18 protein-coding genes, 1 tRNA gene and 1 pseudogene are annotated in these 19,204 nt (G+C 71.6%); 15 read left to right on the top strand and 5 right to left on the bottom strand.

The window, feature by feature from the left end; translation table 11 throughout:
• Positions 1-477 carry a MaoC family dehydratase gene (locus JRG78_RS06930; RefSeq protein ID WP_259606006.1) on the top strand — a complete coding sequence of 159 codons (477 nt, stop codon included), beginning with the start codon at positions 1-3 and terminating at the stop codon, positions 475-477.
• Positions 478-1,281 carry an HpcH/HpaI aldolase/citrate lyase family protein gene (locus JRG78_RS06925; RefSeq protein WP_272653227.1) on the top strand — a complete coding sequence of 268 codons (804 nt, stop codon included), beginning with the start codon at positions 478-480 and terminating at the stop codon, positions 1,279-1,281.
• 44 nt (positions 1,282-1,325) lie between these two features.
• Here the strand turns inward: JRG78_RS06925 and JRG78_RS06920 are convergent, their stop codons facing one another.
• Both JRG78_RS06920 and JRG78_RS06915 read right to left on the bottom strand, forming a co-directional pair.
• A complete protein-coding gene (locus JRG78_RS06920; RefSeq protein WP_272653226.1) occupies positions 1,326-1,964 on the bottom strand; it encodes a histidine phosphatase family protein in 639 nt (212 codons plus the stop codon).
• A gap of 9 nt (positions 1,965-1,973) precedes the next feature.
• Positions 1,974-2,840 carry a Sir2 family NAD-dependent protein deacetylase gene (locus JRG78_RS06915; protein ID WP_272653225.1) on the bottom strand — a complete coding sequence of 289 codons (867 nt, stop codon included), beginning with the start codon at positions 2,838-2,840 and terminating at the stop codon, positions 1,974-1,976.
• A 46-nt stretch (positions 2,841-2,886) separates the two neighbouring features.
• On the opposite strand from JRG78_RS06915, the gene JRG78_RS12710 reads away from it, so the two are divergent.
• The gene (locus JRG78_RS12710; RefSeq protein WP_442927192.1) at positions 2,887-3,732 is read left to right on the top strand and encodes a DUF222 domain-containing protein; all 846 of its coding nucleotides are present in this window, start codon (positions 2,887-2,889) and stop codon (positions 3,730-3,732) included.
• 466 nt (positions 3,733-4,198) lie between these two features.
• Positions 4,199-5,548, top strand: a pseudogene (gene glmS, locus JRG78_RS06910) (glutamine--fructose-6-phosphate transaminase (isomerizing)); the annotation flags it as partial.
• 93 nt (positions 5,549-5,641) lie between these two features.
• Here glmS and JRG78_RS06905 read toward each other — a convergent pair.
• Positions 5,642-5,726 (bottom strand) — tRNA-Leu (locus JRG78_RS06905).
• Positions 5,727-5,836: 110 nt separating this feature from the next.
• Between JRG78_RS06905 and JRG78_RS06900 the strand changes: the two genes are divergently transcribed.
• Positions 5,837-7,132: a M20/M25/M40 family metallo-hydrolase gene (locus tag JRG78_RS06900; RefSeq protein ID WP_259605995.1), complete on the top strand. Its 1,296-nt coding sequence runs from the start codon at positions 5,837-5,839 to the stop codon at positions 7,130-7,132.
• Positions 7,133-7,196: 64 nt separating this feature from the next.
• Positions 7,197-8,021, top strand: coding sequence for an undecaprenyl-diphosphate phosphatase (locus JRG78_RS06895; RefSeq protein WP_259605994.1), 825 nt, complete (start codon positions 7,197-7,199; stop codon positions 8,019-8,021).
• 109 nt (positions 8,022-8,130) lie between these two features.
• Here JRG78_RS06895 and JRG78_RS06890 read toward each other — a convergent pair whose 3' ends face one another.
• Positions 8,131-8,976: a PAC2 family protein gene (locus JRG78_RS06890; RefSeq protein ID WP_259605993.1), complete on the bottom strand. Its 846-nt coding sequence runs from the start codon at positions 8,974-8,976 to the stop codon at positions 8,131-8,133.
• 86 nt (positions 8,977-9,062) lie between these two features.
• On the opposite strand from JRG78_RS06890, the gene JRG78_RS06885 reads away from it, so the two are divergent.
• The 9 genes from JRG78_RS06885 to lnt all read left to right on the top strand — a co-directional run bounded on the left by JRG78_RS06885 (position 9,063) and on the right by lnt (position 18,806).
• Positions 9,063-9,761: an HAD family hydrolase gene (locus tag JRG78_RS06885; protein ID WP_259605992.1), complete on the top strand. Its 699-nt coding sequence runs from the start codon at positions 9,063-9,065 to the stop codon at positions 9,759-9,761.
• Entirely contained in the window at positions 9,758-10,771 is a 1,014-nt protein-coding gene (locus tag JRG78_RS06880) for a tRNA (adenine-N1)-methyltransferase (RefSeq protein WP_259605991.1), read from the top strand. The genes JRG78_RS06885 and JRG78_RS06880 overlap by 4 nt, the downstream gene beginning before the upstream one ends.
• Positions 10,772-10,781: 10 nt before the next feature.
• Positions 10,782-11,690: a hypothetical protein gene (locus JRG78_RS06875; protein WP_259605990.1), complete on the top strand. Its 909-nt coding sequence runs from the start codon at positions 10,782-10,784 to the stop codon at positions 11,688-11,690.
• Entirely contained in the window at positions 11,690-12,685 is a 996-nt protein-coding gene (locus JRG78_RS06870) for a helix-turn-helix transcriptional regulator (RefSeq protein ID WP_259605989.1), read from the top strand. The genes JRG78_RS06875 and JRG78_RS06870 overlap by 1 nt, the downstream gene beginning before the upstream one ends.
• Positions 12,682-13,674: a helix-turn-helix transcriptional regulator gene (locus JRG78_RS06865; RefSeq protein ID WP_259605988.1), complete on the top strand. Its 993-nt coding sequence runs from the start codon at positions 12,682-12,684 to the stop codon at positions 13,672-13,674. Before JRG78_RS06870 ends, JRG78_RS06865 begins: the two co-directional genes overlap by 4 nt.
• A gap of 29 nt (positions 13,675-13,703) precedes the next feature.
• Positions 13,704-13,955, top strand: coding sequence for a Sec-independent protein translocase subunit TatA (gene tatA, locus JRG78_RS06860; protein WP_259605987.1), 252 nt, complete (start codon positions 13,704-13,706; stop codon positions 13,953-13,955).
• Positions 13,956-14,017: 62 nt separating this feature from the next.
• Positions 14,018-14,776 (top strand): twin-arginine translocase subunit TatC, encoded by a 759-nt coding sequence (gene tatC, locus JRG78_RS06855; protein ID WP_259608152.1) that lies wholly within the window; start codon positions 14,018-14,020, stop codon positions 14,774-14,776.
• Positions 14,773-17,247, top strand: coding sequence for a DEAD/DEAH box helicase (locus tag JRG78_RS06850; protein ID WP_259605986.1), 2,475 nt, complete (start codon positions 14,773-14,775; stop codon positions 17,245-17,247). Before tatC ends, JRG78_RS06850 begins: the two co-directional genes overlap by 4 nt.
• 11 nt (positions 17,248-17,258) lie before the next feature.
• Positions 17,259-18,806 carry an apolipoprotein N-acyltransferase gene (gene lnt, locus JRG78_RS06845; RefSeq protein WP_259605985.1) on the top strand — a complete coding sequence of 516 codons (1,548 nt, stop codon included), beginning with the start codon at positions 17,259-17,261 and terminating at the stop codon, positions 18,804-18,806.
• On the opposite strand, the gene JRG78_RS06840 is transcribed toward lnt, so the two are convergent.
• Positions 18,807-19,187, bottom strand: a complete 381-nt coding sequence (locus tag JRG78_RS06840; protein WP_259605984.1) for an RNA polymerase-binding protein RbpA — start codon at positions 19,185-19,187, stop codon at positions 18,807-18,809. It lies immediately after the preceding gene.
• Between the last annotated feature and the right edge of the window lie 17 nt (positions 19,188-19,204).

Here is a 19,204-nt window from a genome sequence, read left to right as displayed (position 1 = left end):
ATGACCGACATCGTCCAGCGCGGGCTGTACTACGAGGAGTTCGAGGTCGGCGCCCGGTACCTGCACCGGCCGGGCCGCACCGCGACCGAGGCCGACAACGTGCTGTTCACCACGCTCACGATGAACACGCAGGCGCTGCACCTGGACGCCGCGTTCGCCGAGACGCAGCAGCCGTTCGGGCAGCGCCTGATGAACTCGATGTGGACGCTGTCGACGATGGTGGGCTCGTCGGTGGCGCAGCTGACCCAGGGCACCCTGGTCGCGCAGCTGGGGCTGGGGGACATCGCGTTCCCGCATCCGCTGTTCCCCGGCGACACGCTGTACACCGAGAGCGTCATCACCGAGAAGCGGCTGTCGTCCTCACGCCCGGGGCAGGGGATCTGCACGATCGCGCACACCGGGCGCAATCAGGATGGCACGGTGGTCGCCACCGCGACCCGCACCGTCCTCGTGCGCTGCATGCCGGAAGGGGAATGAATGTCCTTCGATCTCGGTCCCGCGCTGCTGTTCTGCCCCGCCGACCGTCCGGAGCGCTTCGCCGGAGCGCTGGCGAAGGCAGATGCCGTCATCCTCGATCTGGAGGATGCGGTGCTGCCCGGCGCGAAGGCGAGCGCCCGCGAGAGCATCGTCGCGGCCGACCTGGACCCGACCCGCGTGATCGTGCGGGTGAACCCGGCCGGCTCGGCGGATTTCGACGCCGACCTCGCGGCGGTCGCACGCACCCCGTTCCGGACGGTGATGACCGCGAAGACGGAGGATGCCGGGGCGCTCGACGTCTTCGGGGAGGACTATCGCGTGCTCGCGCTGTGCGAGACCGCGCGAGGAGTGCGCGCGGCCGATGCCATCGCCGCGCATCCGCGGGTCGCCGGGCTGATGTGGGGCGCGGAGGACCTGGTCGCCTCTCTCGGCGGCACCGCCAGTCGCTTCGCGGACGGACGCTACCGCGACGTGGCGCGTGTCGCCCGCGCCCAGGTGCTGCTCGCCGCCGGGGCTCACGGCAAGGCCGCCATCGACGCCGTGCACCTGGACATCGACGACGAGGACGGGCTGGCCGCCGAGGCGGCGGATGCCGTGGCATCCGGCTTCCGGGCGACCGCGTGCATCCACCCGCGGCAGGTGCCGATCATCCGCGCCGCCTACCGGCCCGACGAGGACACGCTGGCGTGGGCGCGCGCCGTGCTCGCCGCCGCCGAGGGGGAGCGGGGCGTGTTCCGCTTCCAGGGCCGCATGATCGACGAGCCGGTGCTGCGGCACGCTCGATCGCTGCTGGCCCGCGCGTGAGCCCGGTTCGTGCCGCCTCTCACCTCCGGGTCGCCCTGCGCGCGTCAGGCTTCGACGGTCTCCGCCGTGACGACGGCGGTGTCCCCCGCGGCGACGACCTGCACCGGCACCTCGTCGAGCAGGCGCAGCGTTCCGCGCTCCGCGAGGAAGCGGTGCACCGAGCCGTTGCGCAGCACGTCGCCCTCTCGGGGCAGCGTTCCGCCCGACACGTGCTGGAGGAGGGCGCGAATGACGCCGCCGTGGCTCACCACGACGATGGACTCGGCCCGGGGTGCGGAACGCCGACGTGATGCGCGCACGATGCGCTCGAGCGAGTCCAGGGCGCGGTCGCGCACCTGTGCCATCGTCTCCGCACCGGGAACCTCGGCGTGCCAGTCGCCGTACCGGGCGAGGTAGTCGGCGACCAGCATCCCCTCGCCGTCGCCGAACTCGCGCTCCCGCAGCCCCCGGGTCACCCCGGGTTCGGGCAGCCCCAGCTCGCCTGCGATGATCTGCGCGGTCTCCCGCGCGCGCACCAGCGGGCTGGTGTAGATGGCGTCCGGCCGCAGCTCTGCGAGCACTGCCGCGGCGGCGTGCGCATCGGCACGCCCGGTGTCGTTCAGCGGGATGTCGGTCGAGCCCTGGATGCGGCGCGCGAGGTTCCAGTCGGTCTGACCGTGGCGGACGAGGGTGAGAAGGGTCACCCCTCGAGACTACGTGAGCGGCCTGAGAGCCCCCGCGCCGAGCATCCGGGCCAGGCCGCCGAGCACCTCGGTGGTGCCGCCCGGCACGACGACGTCCGCCCAGGCGTCCGCCCGCGTCGGCTCGCGATTCACGATGACCAGGGGGATGCCGCGCCGGCGCGCCCGCTCGATCACGCGCACGCCGGAGTTCACCGCGAGCGAGGTGCCGGCCACGAGCAGCGCGTCGGAGCCCCGCAGCAGCGATTCGGTGGCGCGGAAGCGGTCGGCCGGGACGTACTCGCCGAAGAACACCACGTCCGGTTTCAGCATCCCGCCGCACACCGTGCACGGCGGGATCACGAACCCCGCCGTGCTCTCGGGGGAGACGTCGCCGTCCGGATTGAGGACGATGCTCTCCGGGACGGTGATCCACGGGTTGAGCTCCTCCAGGCGGGCGGCGACGTCGCGACGGTCGAAAACCTGACCGCAGTCCAGGCAGAGCACCCTCCGCATCGTTCCGTGGATCTCCACGACGCGGGTGCTCCCGGCGCGCAGGTGCAGCCCGTCCACGTTCTGGGTGACGACGCCGGTGACCGCGCCGGCGCGTTCCATCGCAGCGAGCGCCAGATGGCCGCCGTTGGGCTCCGTGGAGGTGAACGCCCGCCAGCCGAGGTGCCCGCCCACCCAATAGCGGCGGCGGGCGGACTCGTCGGCCAGGTACGTCTGGATCGTCATCGGGGTCCCGCGCGTCCGCGCCCCGGCGCCGCGGTAGGCGGGGATGCCGGAGTCGGTGGAGATGCCGGCGCCCGTGAGCACGGCGATCCTGCGACCGCGGAGGACATCGGCCGCCTGCGCGACCAGGTCCTCCGGCACCTGCTGCTGCTCGCTCGTCCGCACCTGCCGAGTCTAGGTCGGCCGGAGCGGGTGCGGGCCGGGAGCCGGGATGTGGCGCCCCGTTCCGCCGCGGCCGCGGGGCTGCCGACCATCGTCGATTCCGTCATGGCCGCGCCCATCGTGCCGAATCTCGAACGGAAGTGCCAATGTCGGTGGCCCGTGGTGTAGTGGAGATATGAACAAAGAGCTGCTGGAGGTCAGTGCCGACAAGGCCGCGGCGCTGGAGCGGCTGGTGTGCTCGGTCGGCGAGATCGAGGGGGTGCTGACCCGCTTGCAGGCGATGCGCGACGGGTTCCTCGCGGTGGGCGCGCAGCTCGCGGTCGAGATCGCGGCGGAGGCGGAGCACCCCGATGGCGGAGACATGTCGATCCGGTCGCTGACGGCGGAGCTGGGCGCGCTGCTGCGGGTCAGCGACCGGACCGTGCAGCGGCGGATGTCGGATGCCTCGGCGCTGGTGGCCCTGTTCCCGTCGGTGTGGGAAGCGCAGGGGGAGGGGCGGATCAACGCCGGGCACGCACGGGTGATCGCCGATGCGGTCGGGGCTGACGGAGGCGAGCGATCGGGCGGCGTTCGCCGCGCTGGCGTTGGAGGTCGCGGAGCGCGAGTCGCCGAACCGGCTGCGGAAGATCGCAGCCCGCCTGGCCGAGCGGTTCCAGCCGCGGTCGATCGAGGAGCGGCATCGGGAGCAGCGGGCGCGGCGGGGTGTGTGGGTCAAGGACGGTGCGGACGGGTGCGCCGAACTGGGGATGTCCGGCCCGGCGGCGCTCGTGCACGGCATGTTCGACCGGCTCACCCGCATGGCGCAGACCGTCAAGGCGGAGAACGCCCGCGCCGCCCGCGACCTCGCCCGCGCCGCTGGGGAGGATCCGGAGCGGGAGCTGCGCGCCTCCGATGACCGGACGCTGGGGCAGTTGCGGGCGGATCTGCTCGCCGATCTCGTGCTCACCGGGACCCCGGCCCGGCACGACACCCCGGAGGGACTGCTTGCAGGCATCACCGCGCAGGTGGAGATCACCGTCCCCGCGATGACGCTGATGGGCTGCGACCTCACGGCCGTCCGAGCGGCTGCCGGCGCCTTCCTCGCCGGCACGGGCCGCGCACCGGTGTCGGCGGGCGTCGGGTCGAGCGTGTGGACCGGGGGCCGATTGCCGCCGGCGATGCTGAACGGCCGCTCGCCGATCGATCTGCGTACCGCGCGGATGCTCGCCGGCGCGGCCTCCGGGTGGGACCGGGTGCTCACCGACCCGTTCACCGGGGCGATGCTCGCGGTGGATCGGTACCGGCCCGGCGCAGACCTGAAACGGCATCTGAAGGCCCGCGATCAGCGCTGCCGGTTCGTCGCCTGCGGCTACCCGGCGCGCCTCATCGCCGCGTTCCGCGCCGTGGCCAAGCGCCTCGAGGGCGCGTTCACGCTGCTCGCGATGCACAAGGACCACCCCGGGCTCGTCGTCGGCGCCCGCCGCAACTCGCCGCTCGTCATCGGGCTCGGCGAGGGCGAGAACTTCCTCGGATCCGACGTCGCCGCGTTCGTCGAGCACACGCGCCGCGCCGTCGCGATCGGCCAGGACCAGATCGTCGCGATCACGCCCGAGACGGTCGACGTCACAGACTTCGACGGCAACGCGGTCGAGACCTCGCCGTTCGACGTGATGTGGGACGCAGCCGCTGCCGACAAGGGCGGCTGGTCGAGCTTCATGGCGAAGGAGGTCTCGGAGGAGCCCGAGGCCGTCGCCAACACCGTGCGCGGTCGCGTCAAGGACGGCCAGGTCGCGATCCCCGAGCTCGACGGCATGGACGAGCTGTTCGCCGGGATCAACCGGATCATCGTGGTCGCGTGCGGCACCGCGTCGTATGCCGGGCAGGTCGGCAAGTACGCGATCGAGCAGTGGGCGCGCATCCCGGTCGACGTCGAGCTCGCGCACGAGTTCGCTACCGCGACCCGATCGTCGGCCCAGACACGCTCGTCGTCTCGATCAGCCAGTCGGGCGAGACGATGGACACGCTCATGGCGGTCAAGGAGGCCGCGCGCCTCGGCGCGAAGACGCTGTCGATCTGCAACACGCAGGGCGCCACCATCCCGCGCGAGTCCGACGCCATCATCTACACGCACGCCGGTCCCGAGGTCGCCGTCGCGTCGACGAAGGCGTTCGTCGCTCAGATCACCGCGCTCTACCTCCTCGCCCTGCACGTCGGACGGATCCGCGGATCCATCACTCCCGAGGCGTCCGCCGAGGCCGTGCGCGAGCTGGAGTCGCTCCCGGAGAAGATCCAGTGGATCCTCGAGCACGAGCAGGAGCGCACCGAGCAGCTGGCGCACTGGATGGCCGACACCCGGTCGGTGCTCTTCCGGCCGTCACGTGGGCTTCCCGATCGCGCTCGAGGGCGCGCTCAAGCTCAAGGAGATCTCCTACATCCACGCCGAGGGCTTCGCCGCCGGCGAGCTGAAGCACGGCCCGATCGCGCTCATCGAGCCCGGCCAGCCCGTCTTCGTCGTCGTGCCGTCGCCGCGCGGCGCCGCCACCATGCACGCCAAGGTCATCTCGAACATCGAGGAGATCCGCGCCCGCGGCGCTCGCGTCATCGCGATCGCGGAGCAGGGGGACTCGGCCGTGCTGCCGCATGCCGACGAGGTGCTGCGCATCCCGCTCGCCGCGCCGCTGTTCGAGCCGATCCTCGCGGTCGTGCCGCTGCACATCTTCGCCATGGGGCTCCCCAACCCCGCACCACACGTCAACACCCCAAGCAACAAAAAAGTCCTGAGCCGCGACTCGTTCGTAAACGATGTCGCGACTCAGGACATTTCGTGCGCGAGGGGGGACTTGAACCCCCACGCCCTATGCGGGCACTAGCACCTCAAGCTAGCGCGTCTACCTATTCCGCCACCCGCGCAGGTGATGAAAGGTCGTTGCCGACCGAAGAACGAGATTAGCACGTTCCGGACCCCGGATCGAACCGGCACAGCGCCCGGGCGTGGCATCCGGGTTCGATAGCCTGGGAGCATGCCGGAGCCCGAACGTCCCGAGGTCGTCGAGATCGCCCGAGACCTCATCCGCATCGACACGTCGAACTGGGGAGGCGGCAAGGCGAACGGGGAACGGGAAGCCGCCGAGTACGTCGGCGCCCGGCTCGAGGGGCTCGGGCTGACCCCCGAGTACTACGAGCCGATCCCGCGGCGCACGAACGTGATGGCGCGCGTGCCCGGCCGCGACCCGGAGCGCCCGGCGCTCGTGGTTCACGGCCACCTCGACGTCGTCCCCGCGATCGCCGAGGACTGGAGTGTCGACCCGTTCGCGGGCGAGATCCGCGACGGGATGCTGTGGGGGCGCGGCGCTGTCGACATGAAGAACATGGACGCGATGATCCTCGCCGCCGTCGGGGACATCCTCCGCGGCGGAGAGCAGCCGGAGCGCGACCTCATCCTGGCCTTCTTCGCCGACGAGGAGAACGGGGGAGTCGAGGGCTCGGCCCTGGTGGTGCGGAACCGGCCGGAGTGGTTCCGCGGCGCCACGGAGGCGATCAGTGAGGTGGGCGGCTACTCCATCACCGTGGACGACCGGCGCGCCTACCTGCTGCAGGTGGGGGAGAAGGCCCTGATGTGGCTCCGGCTGGTCGCGAAGGGACGCGCCGGGCACGGCAGCCGCCTCCACGAGGAGAATGCGGTCACCCGCCTCGCCGAGGCGGTCGCGGCGATCGGACGCACGCGCTGGCCCGTCCGCCTCACCCCGACCACACGCGCCCTGCTGGACGGGCTGAGCGCGCTCACCGGACGCCCCGTGGACGATCCGGATGTCCTCGCCGCGGCATCCGGCCCCGCCGAGGCGTTCCTGCGCTCCACCTTCCGCACCACCGCCAACCCGACGGTCCTGAGCGCAGGCTACAAGCACAACGTCATCCCGGAGGCCGCGGAGGCGTTGATCGACGTGCGCGTCATCCCCGGCACCGAGGACGACGTGCTCGCCGAGCTGCAGCGCATCGTCGGCGACGACATCGAGATCCAGACCGTCGTCCGCGACATCGGCATGGAGACCCCGTTCGAGGGCGACCTGGTGGAGGCCATGATCGCGGCGCTCGGCCGTCACGACCCCGGTGTCCCGGTCATCCCGTATCTCCTCGGCGCCGGCACCGACAACAAGGCGCTGGCCTCGATCGGGATAACCGGATACGGCTTCGCGCCCCTGCGGCTGCCGGCGGGCCTGGACTTCACGGGCATGTTCCACGGCGTCGATGAGCGCGTCCCCGTAGAATCGCTTGTCTTCGGCCAGCGTGTGCTGGCCGATCTGCTGCGCACCTGCTGACCGCCGCGCCCGTGCTCACCCGCCCGCGCGTGTGCGCCGCGCCCACGATCAAGAAAGCCACTGCATGCATCTGCTCGAAGCACTCATCCTCGGCATCGTCCAGGGACTGACCGAGTTCCTCCCGATCTCCTCCAGCGCCCACCTGCGCATCCTCGGATCGTTCCTTCCGTCGGCGACCGACCCGGGTGCCGCCTTCACGGCGATCACGCAGATCGGCACTGAGACGGCCGTGGTGGTGTTCTTCTGGCGCGACATCGTCCGGATCATCGGGCGCTGGTTCGGCTCGCTCACCGGACGCGTGCCGCGCACCGACGCGGATGCCCGGATGGGCTGGCTGATCATCATCGGCAGCATCCCGATCGTGGTGCTCGGCCTGCTCTTCCAGGACCAGATCGAGACCGTGTTCCGCTCGCTGTGGGTCGTGGCGATCATGCTCATCGTCTTCGGCGTCCTGCTCGGGATCGCCGACTACGTCGGCGCCAAGCGCCGCAACCTCAGCCAGCTCACCTATCCGCACGGCATCGCCTACGGCTTCGCGCAGGCCCTCGCCCTCGTCCCCGGCGTCTCCCGCTCCGGAGGCACGATCACCATGGGGCTGTTCCTGGGCTACGAGCGCGCCGCCGCCGCCCGCTACGCGTTCCTGCTCGCGATCCCCGCCGTGTTCGGCAGCGGCTTCTACCAGCTGTTCAAGAACTGGGGCGAGACCTCGATCTTCACCATGGGGGAGACGCTCGCCGCCACCGGCATCGCCTTCGTCGTCGCGCTCGGCGTGATCGCGTTCTTCATGCGCTGGATCTCCCGGCGCAGCTTCCTGCCGTTCGTGATCTACCGCATCCTGCTCGGCGGCGTGCTGCTGATCATGCTCGCGACGGGGGCGCGGCAGCCCTGACGCTTCGACGGGCTCAGCGTCCGCTTCGACGGGCTCAGCGTCCGCTTCGACGGGCTCAGCGTCCGCTTCGACGGGCTCAGCGTCCGCTTCGACGGGCTCAGCGTCCGCTTCAGCGCTTGTGGTCGGGGCCGTCGTTGCGGCGGCGCAGGTAGCGCTCGAACGCCTGCGCGATCGCGTCGCCGGACGCATCCGGGGAGTCCCACGCGTCGCGCGTGCGCTCCAGCTGCCGGATGTATTCCGTCATCTCCTCGTCCTCGGCGGCGGCGGCATCGATCGACGCCTCCCAGGCGGCCGCTTCGGTGCGCAGATGCTCGCGGTCGGTGCCGATGCCGGTGAGCTCCTCGAGCCGGTCGAGCAGGGCGAGGGTCGCCTTCGGAGAGGGCGCCGCGGTCGCGACGTAGTGCGGCACGCTCGCCCACAGGCTGGCCGTGGGGATGCCGGCGGTCTCGGCGAAGTGCTCGAACACGCTGAGGATGCCGACCGGGCCCTCGTACGTGGAGCGCTCCAGGCCGTGCGCCTCCCGCACCGCTTCGTTCTGACTGGAGGCGAACACCGAGATCGGCCGGGTGTGCGGCACGTCGGACAGCATCGCCCCGAGCGTCACGAACCCGGTCACGTCGTCGCGCAGCGCGACGTCGACGAACTCGCCCGCGAACGCCTGCCACGCCCGGGCCGGCTCTGAGCCGGTCAGCAGCCACAGCTCCGGTCCCTCTCCCGAGGTCGCCGGGCGCCACAGCGACGCCGACGGCCAGCGCAGCTGACGGCGGCCCGTGGCGTCCATCGCCGTGGTGGGACGGGTGTACTGGTAGTCGAAGTACAGCTCCGGGTCCGCGGAGTGCACGAGCTCGTAGTCCGCATCGCGGCGCAGCGTCGCGATGGCGCCGCTGGCGGCCTCCCCGGCGTCGTTCCAGCCGTCGAACGCCGCCACGATGATCCGCGAGCCGAGTACGTCCACTCCGCGTGTCCCTTCCTCGAACCGATGTCCCTCCAGGCTAGTCGCCCCCGGCCGGGACGGGGCGGCGGCCCGGATAGCATGGACCGGTGAACAGCAGAAGCGATGCCGGAGGGCCCAGCGCCGTCCTATGGGACATGGACGGAACTCTCGTCGACACCGAACCGTTCTGGATGGTGGCCGAGACCGAGCTGGTGGAATCCTTCGGCGGCACGTGGACGCACCAGGACGCCGTCGAGCTCGTCGGCAACGGACTGCTCGACAGCGCCGCGGTGCTGCAGCGCGCCGGCGTCGACATGGAGGCCGAGGCGATCGTCCAGCACCTGACCGACCGCGTCACCGACGCCCTGCGCACCCAGGGGGTGCCGTTCCGCCCTGGCGCGCGCGAACTGCTCGCGGACCTGCGCGCCGCCGGCATCCCGACCGCGCTGGTGACCATGTCGCTGCGCCGCATGGCCGAGGGCGTCGTCGGCCTGATCGACTTCGACGCCTTCGACCACATCGTCGCCGGCGACGACGTCTCCCAGCCCAAGCCGCACCCCGAGCCGTACCTGCGGGCGGCCGAGCTGCTCGGCATCGACATCGCCGACGCCGTCGTGATCGAGGACTCCCGCACGGGCCTGGCCGCCGGCCTGGCATCCGGTGCCGTCACCCTCGGCGTGCCGCACATCGTGCCCCTCGACGACGCCGGCGCGCACGCGCTGTGGCCCACGCTGAGCGGACGCACCACCGATGACATCGTCGCGCTGCACCGCGAGGGACGTCTCGCCTCGGAGGCCGCGCGATGACCGCGGCGCGTCGGCCCAGCGGCCCGTTCCGCGAGGGCGACCGCGTGCAGCTGACAGGACCCAAGGGTCGTCTGCACACCATCACCCTGCGCGCCGACGGGGAGCTGCACACGCACCACGGCGTGCTGCGTCACGCCGACATCATCGGGCTGCCCGACGGGTCGGTCGTCACGAACAGCTCCGGGCACGACTACCTCGCCCTGCGCCCGCTGCTGCGCGACTTCGCGATGTCGATGCCGCGCGGCGCGGCCATCGTGTACCCGAAGGACGCCGCGCAGATCGTGATGCAGGCGGACCTCTTCCCCGGCGCCACCGTCGTCGAAGCCGGCGTCGGCTCCGGGGCGCTCTCGCTGGCCCTGCTGCGCGCGGTCGGCGGCGACGGCACGCTGGTCTCCTTCGAGCGCCGCGAGGACTTCGCCGAGGTCGCCAAGGCGAATGTGGAGACCTTCTTCGGCGGCATCCCGGACAGCTGGCGGGTCGTCGTGGACGACCTCGCCGAGGCGCTGCCCGGCGAGTTCCCCGCCGGCACCGTCGACCGGGTCGTGCTGGACATGCTCGCCCCGTGGGAGTGCATGGACGCCGTCGCGGACGCCCTGGCGCCCGGCGGCGTGGTGCTCTGCTACGTCGCGACCGCCACCCAGCTCTCCCGAGTCGCCGAGTACATCCGCGGCACCGGGCTGTTCACCGAGCCGGATGCCTCGGAGACCATGGTCCGCGGCTGGCACGTCGAAGGCCTCGCCGTCCGCCCCGACCACCGCATGGTCGCCCACACCGGCTTCCTGCTCACCGCCCGTCGCCTCGCACCGGGCGCCATCCCGCCCGAGGTGCGCCGCCGGGCATCCAAGACCAGCTACGGCGACGAGGACGTGGAGCTGTGGACGCCCGGCGCCGTCGGCGACCGGGAGATCACCGACAAGAACCTGCGCAAACGGGTGCGGGAGGCGCAGAAGACCGCGGCCGGCGCGCGCACGGCCGCCGCCGCGCGCGAAGCGGAGCAGGCTTCGGAATAGACTGGGGCGCGTGCGTAGATCGTCCGCTGCCCTCTCCGTCCTCGCCCTCTCCGCCCTTGCCCTGACCGGATGCTCCGGCGCGCCGGGATTCGACGGCGCCGCCTGCGAGCGCACCTCCACGGAGGGCCTGGCGGACGCGGTCACGGCTTCGGGCGAGCTCGGCGACCCGGAGGCCGAGCTGGTCACCCCGGTCGGCACGGACGAGTTCGCGTACGCCGACCTCATCGTCGGCGACGGCCGGGCGACGACCTCGCCCACCCAGGGCATGATCCTCACCTTCGCGCTGTACGACGGCACCACCGGCTCCGAGCTCGGCAGCGGCACGCGGCTGTGGGACATGGACTCGCTCGAGCAGCAGATCCCGGGGATGCAGCAGATGATCCCGTGCGTCACCGAGGGCAGCCGGGTGGTCGCCTCGCTGCCCGCGAAGGAGCTCCCCGAGGGCATGGCCGAGCAGATCGGGCTGAGCCAGGACGACAGCATCGTCGGCGTCTTCGACGTCATACACACCCTGCTCGCGAAGGCCGAAGGCCGCCACCTGTTCCACGACGCCCACGGACTGCCGACCGTGGTCCGCGCCGCCGACGGCCGCCCGGGCGTCATCATCCCGGACGCCTCTGCGCCCACGAAGCCCGTGGTGCAGACGCTGATTGAAGGCGACGGCGACAAGGTCGGCGAGGACGCGCCGCTGTTCCGGCACACCGCCGTGGACTGGGCGGACCGCAGCGTCACCAGCTCGTCCTGGGGCACCACCCTCGGCACCGACCCCTCGGTGCTGCCGCAGGAGGTGGCGGATGCCGTCACCGACGCGACCATCGGCTCGCAGCTGCTCGTCGTGGTGCCGGGTGAGGCGAAGGGCGACGCCGCGGTCTACGTGGTCGACGTGCTCGGCGTGATCCCGCCGGATCTGGCGGGCTGATGGCCGCCCCGATCCCCGCGGAGGAGCGGCAGACGAACCTCGTCGTGGCGCTGATGGCCACGGAGATCGGGCTGACCAAGCAGCAGATCCTCGACAACGTCTCGGGCTACCGCCAGCGCGCGGATGCCGGCGCGAAGCCGGAGGCGCTGGAGAAGATGTTCGAGCGCGACAAGGACGACCTGCGCGCCCTCGGCGTGCCGATCGAGACGATCGGCGACCCGTCCGACCCGAACGATCTCCGGGAGGCGCGGTACCGCATTCCGCAGGCGGAATACGACCTGCCGGCCGACATCGAGTTCACACCCGCGGAGCTCGCGGTACTCCGGCTCGCCGGCAGCGTCTGGAGCACCGAGTCGGTGTCCGCGGACGCTCAGGCCGGGGTGCGCAAGATCCGCGCGCTCGGCATCGACGGCGACGAGCCGATCATCGGCTTCGCCCCGCGCATCACCGCCCGGGACGCCGCCTTCGCGCCGCTCCAGGAGGGCATCGAGCGCAGCCGGGTCGTCGTCTTCGACTACCTCAAGCCCGGGGAGCACGCGCCGCGCACCCGGCGGGTGCGGCCGCTCGCGCTGGTGGACTACGAGGCTCGGTGGCACGTGTACGGCATCGACGTGGACGCGGAGGACGAGCGCACCTTCCTGCTCAGCCGGATCGTGGGCGACGTGAAGGTCACCCGCCAGGGCTTCGATCCCGCGTTGCGCGACGGCGCCGGGGAACGGGCCCTCGCCGGGCTGAAGGCCGTCGCCGAGGCGCAGCGGGCGCTGCTCGAGGTCACCCCCGGCACGGAGGCCGCACTGCGGCTGGGGCGGCGTGCCGAACCCGCCCCGCAGGGCATCCGGGTGCCGTACGTGGACCTGCACATCTTCGCCGACGAGCTCGCCTCGTACGGGCCGGAGGTGCGCGTAGTCGAACCGGAGCAGCTGCGCGACGCGGTCGTCGCGCGGCTACGCGCCATCGTGGCGTCCCACACCGACCGGGAGGGGGACCGACGATGACCCCGTCGCCGACACCGCTGCTGGCCGCCGACCGGGTGCGGCTCTACCTGACGCTGGTGCCCTACCTGCTCGAGCGCGGGCAGGTGACCCTCGCCGAGGCCGCGGCGGACTTCGGCGTGACGCCCGAGGAGATGCGGGCGATGGTGGAGAAGCTCACCGTGATCGGGCTGCCCGGGGCGGACGGGTACTGGCAGGCCCCGCAGGAGATGTTCGACATCGACTGGGACCTGCTCGACGAGCACGACATCATCGAGATCACGAATGACGTCGCTCTCCGGCGCGTGCCCCGCTTCACCGCCCGCGAGGCGGCGGCGCTCCTGGCGGGACTGCAGATGGTGGCCGCGGTGCCGGCCGTCTCCGACTCCGGTCTGGTCTCAGGCCTCATCGCCAAGCTCTCCCGCGGCGCGGCCGACGCGCCGCCGGATGTCGTGATCGCCCCGGGGGCGGTCAGCGAGGTGCAGTCGGTGGTGTCGCGCGCCCTCAGCGACGGCGTGGCGGTGTCGTTCACGTATCAGGCGCCGGATGCCGCGCCGACGACCCGCACGGTCGACCCGATGCAGATCCTCATCACCAACGGGCAGTGGTACCTGCAGGGCTGGTGCCATCTGAGGCAGGCGATGCGCACCTTCCACCTCGACCGCGTCAGCGACCCGAAGCTCACCGACATCCCCATCACGCACCGCGACGAGAAGGTGCCGGAGGCGTTCGGGCAGGACACCGCGTCCGGCGAGGTCACCGTCCGCGTCCCCGAGCGGCTGCTGCCCCTCGTCGGCGCGTTCCCGATGGAGGAGATCGACCGCCGTGACGGCGAGCTGATCCTGCGCCTGCGGATGGCCGATCCCCGCGGCATCAAGCGGATCGCCGGCCGCTTCGGCGGCGCCCTGGAAGTCCTCGAACCCGGCATCGCGCGCACCACGACCCGCGACTGGGCTGCGGCCGGACTGGCCCTCTATCGTGCGCCGGATGCCGCGGACGCTCGGATAGACTGAACCGATCCCAAACGCTTAGGAGAATGTCAATGTTCAGCAATCTCAACGGCTGGCACCTGGTCATCCTCCTCGTCGTCATCCTTCTCCTCTTCGGCGCGGCGAAGCTGCCGGCGCTGGCCAAGAGCATGGGCCAGTCGGCCCGCGTGTTCAAGGGCGAGATGAAGGCCATGCGCGAGGAGGACGCGGCCGCGGAGAGCGCCAAGACCGACGGCAAGACCGATTCGACGGCCGCTGACACGGACGCCTCGCCCGGTTCGGACCGCGGCACCAGCACAAGCTGACGGTCGTGGCAGTGGTCGATCGCCACGCCGCGAAGGAGGACGAGCCCCGTCACGAGCGGCGGATGTCGCTCGGCGCGCACCTTCTGGAGCTCCGGAAGCGCCTCGTCCGCGCGGCGCTGGGCCTGCTCGCCGGAATGGTCGTCGCGTTCCTCGTGACCGACCCGATCATCGCGTTCATCGTGCAGCCGGTGAACGACGTCGCCGAGAACCGCGACGCGCTCGTCGGACTGACGTTCAGCTCGGTGACCGAGCCGTTCGACCTGCGCATGCGGATGGCGTTCTCGATCGGCATCTTCCTGTCCGCACCGATCTGGATGTGGCAGATCTGGGCGTTCATCATGCCCGGCCTGACCCGCAAGGAGATCAAGTACACGATCGGCTTCATGGCGGCAGCCATCCCGCTGTTCTTCGCCGGCTGCTATGTCGGCACCCTCGTCGTCCCGCACATCGTCGAGCTGATGGCGAACTTCACGCCCGAGGGTGCGAACAACCTGTACAGCGCGAAGATGTACTACGACTTCGTGTTCAAGATGATGATGGTGATCGGCGTCGCCTTCGTCCTGCCCGTCTTCCTCGTCGCACTGAACTTCGCCGGCATCATGTCCGGCAAGGCGATCCTGAAGGGCTGGCGCGTTGCGGTGCTCATCGCCACCACCTTCGCCGCCCTCGCCACCCCGGCCGCCGACGTGGTCAGCATGCTCATGCTGGCCGGCATGCTCACCGTGCTCTACTTCGCCGCGGCCGGGCTGTCGCTGCTGCTCGACCGGCGCAAGCGCAAGAAGGCCGCCGCCGAGGGACTGATCCCGGACCTGCCGTCATGAGCACCCCGGCCGAGCGCTACGCCGCCGCGAGCGCCGCGGCCGAGCATCCGCGGACCACCGAGTTCGCCGCGCGGCAGCGCTTCGCCCTCGACCCGTTCCAGATCGCCGCGTGTCACGCCCTGGAGCGCGGCCGCAGCGTGCTCGTCGCGGCGCCCACCGGGGCCGGCAAGACCATCGTCGGGGAGTTCGCGATCCACCTGGCGATGCAGACGCCGAACGACAAGGCGTTCTACACCACGCCGATGAAGGCCCTGTCGAACCAGAAGTTCCGCGAGCTGGTCGACGTCTACGGCCCCGACGACGTCGGTCTGCTCACCGGCGACACCAACATCAACGGCAACGCGCGCATCGTGGTGATGACCACCGAGGTGCTGCGCAACATGCTGTACGCCGACTCCGACGCGCTGCGCGGGCTGCGCTACGTCGTCATGGACGAGGTGCACTACCTCGCCGACCGCTTCCGCGGACCCGTCTGGGAGGAGGTGATCCTGCACCTGCCGCCCAGCGTGCGGCTGATCTCGCTCAGCGCCACCGTCTCCAACGCCGAGGAGTTCGGCGACTGGCTGGACACGGTCCGCGGCGACACCGACGTCATCGTCTCGGAGACCCGGCCGGTGCCCCTGGAGCAGCACGTGCTCGTCCGGGACGACCTGTTGCCGCTGTTCGACGACCGCGCCGGCATCGCCACGGCCCAGGTGAACCAGGAGCTGTTCCGCATCCGCTCCTTCACCGGCTCCCGCTACGACGAGAACCGGCGTGCGCAGGAGCATCGCAGCGCACGGCACGGCGGCAGGGACGCGCACCGCCCGCCGCGCGGCGGCCGGCGTCCGGTGCGCGCCGGCAACATCCGCCGCATCGAGCGCATGGACCGACCGGACGTCGTCCAGCTGCTGGAGCGCTCGAACCTCCTGCCCGCGATCTTCTTCATCTTCAGCAGGGTCGGATGCGACGCCGCCGTCGACCAGGTGCGCCGCGCCGGCCTGCGGCTGACGACGCCGGAGGAACGCGCGGAGATCCGCGAGATCGTGGAGGACCGCACCCGCGCCCTGCTCGACGAGGACCTCGCCGTGCTCGGCTTCTGGCAGTGGCGGGACGACCTCGAGCGCGGTGTCGCGGCGCATCACGCCGGCCTGCTGCCGGCGTTCAAGGAGGTCGTCGAGGAGCTGTTCCAGCGCAAGCTGATCAAGGTCGTCTTCGCCACCGAGACCCTCGCCCTCGGCATCAACATGCCGGCGCGCACCGTCGTGCTGGAGAAGATGGAGAAGTTCAACGGCGAGGCTCGGGTCGCGATCACGTCGGGGGAGTACACCCAGCTCACCGGCCGGGCCGGACGCCGCGGCATCGACGTCGAAGGCCACGCCGTCGTGCAGTGGAGCGAGGGCATGGACCCCCAGGCCGTCGCCGCGCTGGCGTCCCGACGGACGTATCCGCTCAACTCCAGCTTCCGCCCGACGTACAACATGGCCGTGAACCTCATCGACCGGTTCGGCCGCGCCCGGGCCCGCGAGATCCTGGAGTCCTCGTTCGCCCAGTTCCAAGCCGACCGCGCGGTCGTCGGCCTGGCACGCAAGGTGCGGGACGCCGAGGAATCGCTCGCCGGGTACCTGAAGGCCATGGAGTGCGAGCACGGCGACTTCGCCGAGTACGCCGGCATCCGGCGCGAGCTCAGCGACATGGAGAAGAAGAACCGTCAGGATGCGGCCGGCCCGCGCTCGATCCGCGACAAGCGGCTCCGCAAGATCCAGAGCCTGCGCACCCGGATGCAGCGGCACCCCTGCCACCGCTGCCCGGACCGCGAGGCGCACGCCCGCTGGGCGGAGCGGTACTGGAAGCTCAAGCGCGAGACCGACCGGATGCGGCGCCAGATCGAGACGCGCACCGGCACCGTGGCGCGCATCTTCGACCGCGTGATCGACGTGCTCGAGGTGCTCGAGTACGTCTCCGGCAGCGGCGACGAGCTGCAGCTGACGGATGCCGGGCGCACGATGCGCCGCATCTACGGGGAGCGCGACCTCCTGGTCGCCGAATCGCTGCGCCAGAACCTGTGGCGCAGTCTGGACGCCCCGTCGCTGGCCGCGATGGCGAGCTGCCTGGTGTACGAACCGCGCCGGGACGAGCAGAACGCGGGGGAGCGGGGGCTGCCCCGCGGCGCCTTCCGGATCGCGTACGACAGCACGGCCCGGCTGTGGGCCGAGCTCGACGAGATCGAGAAGGAGCGCGGACTCTCCGGCACCGAGCCGCTCGCCCCAGGACTGGCCGCCGCGATGCACGCCTGGGCGCGCGGGGCGTCGCTGGACCGCGTGCTGATCGAGGCCGACATGGCCGCGGGCGACTTCGTGCGCTGGGCGAAGCAGACCATCGACCTGCTCGACCAGCTGTCCATCGTCGCGGAGGACGGCGACCTGGCCCGCACCGCGCGCCGCGCCCTGGACGGCGTGCGTCGCGGGATCGTCGCCTACAGCGCGGTATGACCGAGCGCGGCATGACCGCCACGAGCGAGGACCGGCGCACGCCGCAGGCCATGCCCGGCGCCCGCCCGGTGCTGCCTCTGTGGCTCGCGATCGTCGTCGCCGCGGCCGCCGGCTTCACGATGGACCTCGCCTTCCCGTCGGTGGCGGCCTGGCCGCTCGCGTTCCCCGCCGTCGGGATGCTGCTGGTCGCGCTGATCGGTCGCAGCGTCGGCGGGGCGCTGCTGGTGGGGCTGGTGTACGGCGCCGCGTTCTACCTGCTGCTGGTGTCCTGGACCACCCGCTTCCTCGGTCCCGTCCCGTGGGCGGGACTGGCCGGCGCGGAGGCCGTCCTCACCGCCGTGGCGCTGGTCCCCATCGCGCTGGCGTACCGGTGGGTCCCGCGGGCGTGGCCGCGGCGCCGCGCGCTGATCCTGCCGCCGCTCGTCGGAGCGCTGTGGACCGCGCACGAGACGTTCCTGGGTTCCTGGCCCTACGGCGGCTTCCCGTGGGCGCGGATAGGGATGACCCAGTCGGCGAGCCCGCTCGCCCCGGTCGCCTCGTGGGTCGGCGTGACCGGGCTCGGGTTCCTGATGGTCACCACGGCGGCGCTGGCGATCGAGCTGGTCCGCACCGGCGCCTGGCGGCGACCGGTGTCCCTGGCCGTGCCGGCGGCGCTCGTCCTGGTGCTGCTGTACACCCCGCTGTTCCCGACGACGGCATCCGGGCAGCTGCGGATCGCGGCCGTGCAGGGCAACGGCAGCACCGGCTACTTCGACGAGCGGGAGCCGTACGGCGTGATCGACGCGCAGACGGTGGCGACCGACGCGATCGCGGGGGACGAGGTGGACCTGCTGGTCTGGCCGGAGGGCGGCGTGGACTACGACCCGTTCCAGGACGAGAGCACCGCGCGGCGCCTCACCCGCATCGTGACCCGCTTCGACGCTCCGCTGCTGGCCAACACCGCGACCGAGCGCGGCGAGAACATCTTCAACACCTCGTTCCTGTGGACCGCCGGCGGTGAGGCGCCGCAGCGCCACGACAAGCGGCATCCGGTGCCGTTCGGCGAGTACGTGCCGGACCGTCCGTTCTTCCACGCCCTCGTCCCCGACCTGATCGGCCTGCTCCAGCGCGAGTACACCGCCGGCACCAACCCCCCGATCGTGCGCGTGGGCGGCGTCGGCGTGGGGCTGGCGATCTGCTTCGACGTGATCTACGACGAGGTGATCCGCGAGGGCGTGCAGCACGGCGCCGAGGTGCTGGTCTTCCAGACCAACAACGCCGACTTCCGCGGCACGGACGAGAACCTGCAGCAGCTGGCGTTCGCGAGGATGCGGGCGATCGAGACCGGCCGCAGCGTCGTGAACGTCTCCACCGTGGGCACCAGCCAGATCATCCGGCCCGACGGCACGACCGTGGCGTCCCTGGACGCGGATGAGGCCGGAGCGCTGCTCGAGGATGTCGAGCTGCGCTCCGGCCTCACCATGGGTGTCGTGCTCGGCCCGTGGATCCCGCAACTGCTGCTGTGGGCGGGGCTGGTCACGCTCGTCGTCGCCGGGCTCGTCTCCCGTCGCCGGGGCTGATCAGGCGATCTTCTCCCGGGTCGGATCGTCGCCGGCGCCGCGGCGGGCGCGAATGTAGGCGAGGCGCTCCTCGAGGAGCTCCTCCAGCTCCGCACGGGTGCGGCGCTCCAGGAGCATGTCCCAGTGCGTGCGGGCGGCCTTCTCCTCGCCCTCGTCGAGCTTGACCGGCTCTCCGTCGACCTGGAGGACGGCCTCGGAGCCGCACGAGCGGCACTCCCAGGTCGGCGGCGCCTCCGCATCGGCGGCGAACATCAGCGTGGTGTCGTGGCCGCAGGCCGGACACGTGTACGTGGTGGCACGGCGCTCCATGAAGACGACGCCCTCTTCGCTCTGCAGGCTCTGGGCGCCGAGGCGGATGCCGCGCAGACTACGATCTGCCATTGTGTGGTCCTCTCGTC

It is taken from the genome of Microbacterium sp. EF45047 (genome assembly GCF_028472845.1).
GTDB lineage: Bacteria > Actinomycetota > Actinomycetes > Actinomycetales > Microbacteriaceae > Microbacterium > Microbacterium neungamense.
This window is presented reverse-complemented; position numbering and strand designations above follow the sequence as displayed.

Bases quoted from the DNA above. Each gene is read 5' to 3' on its own strand.
- JRG78_RS06870 (WP_259605989.1), top strand. From the start codon at position 11,690: ATGGCCGCCCCGATCCCCGCGGAGGAGCGGCAGACGAACCTCGTCGTG.
- JRG78_RS06840 (WP_259605984.1), bottom strand. From the start codon at position 19,187: ATGGCAGATCGTAGTCTGCGCGGCATCCGCCTCGGCGCCCAGAGCCTG.
- JRG78_RS06895 (WP_259605994.1), top strand. From the start codon at position 7,197: ATGCATCTGCTCGAAGCACTCATCCTCGGCATCGTCCAGGGACTGACC.
- tatC (WP_259608152.1), top strand. From the start codon at position 14,018: ATGTCGCTCGGCGCGCACCTTCTGGAGCTCCGGAAGCGCCTCGTCCGC.
- JRG78_RS06865 (WP_259605988.1), top strand. From the start codon at position 12,682: ATGACCCCGTCGCCGACACCGCTGCTGGCCGCCGACCGGGTGCGGCTC.
- JRG78_RS06850 (WP_259605986.1), top strand. From the start codon at position 14,773: ATGAGCACCCCGGCCGAGCGCTACGCCGCCGCGAGCGCCGCGGCCGAG.
- JRG78_RS06925 (WP_272653227.1), top strand. From the start codon at position 478: ATGTCCTTCGATCTCGGTCCCGCGCTGCTGTTCTGCCCCGCCGACCGT.
- JRG78_RS06900 (WP_259605995.1), top strand. From the start codon at position 5,837: ATGCCGGAGCCCGAACGTCCCGAGGTCGTCGAGATCGCCCGAGACCTC.
- lnt (WP_259605985.1), top strand. From the start codon at position 17,259: ATGACCGCCACGAGCGAGGACCGGCGCACGCCGCAGGCCATGCCCGGC.
- JRG78_RS06930 (WP_259606006.1), top strand. From the start codon at position 1: ATGACCGACATCGTCCAGCGCGGGCTGTACTACGAGGAGTTCGAGGTC.
- tatA (WP_259605987.1), top strand. From the start codon at position 13,704: ATGTTCAGCAATCTCAACGGCTGGCACCTGGTCATCCTCCTCGTCGTC.
- JRG78_RS12710 (WP_442927192.1), top strand. From the start codon at position 2,887: ATGTGGCGCCCCGTTCCGCCGCGGCCGCGGGGCTGCCGACCATCGTCG.
- JRG78_RS06880 (WP_259605991.1), top strand. From the start codon at position 9,758: ATGACCGCGGCGCGTCGGCCCAGCGGCCCGTTCCGCGAGGGCGACCGC.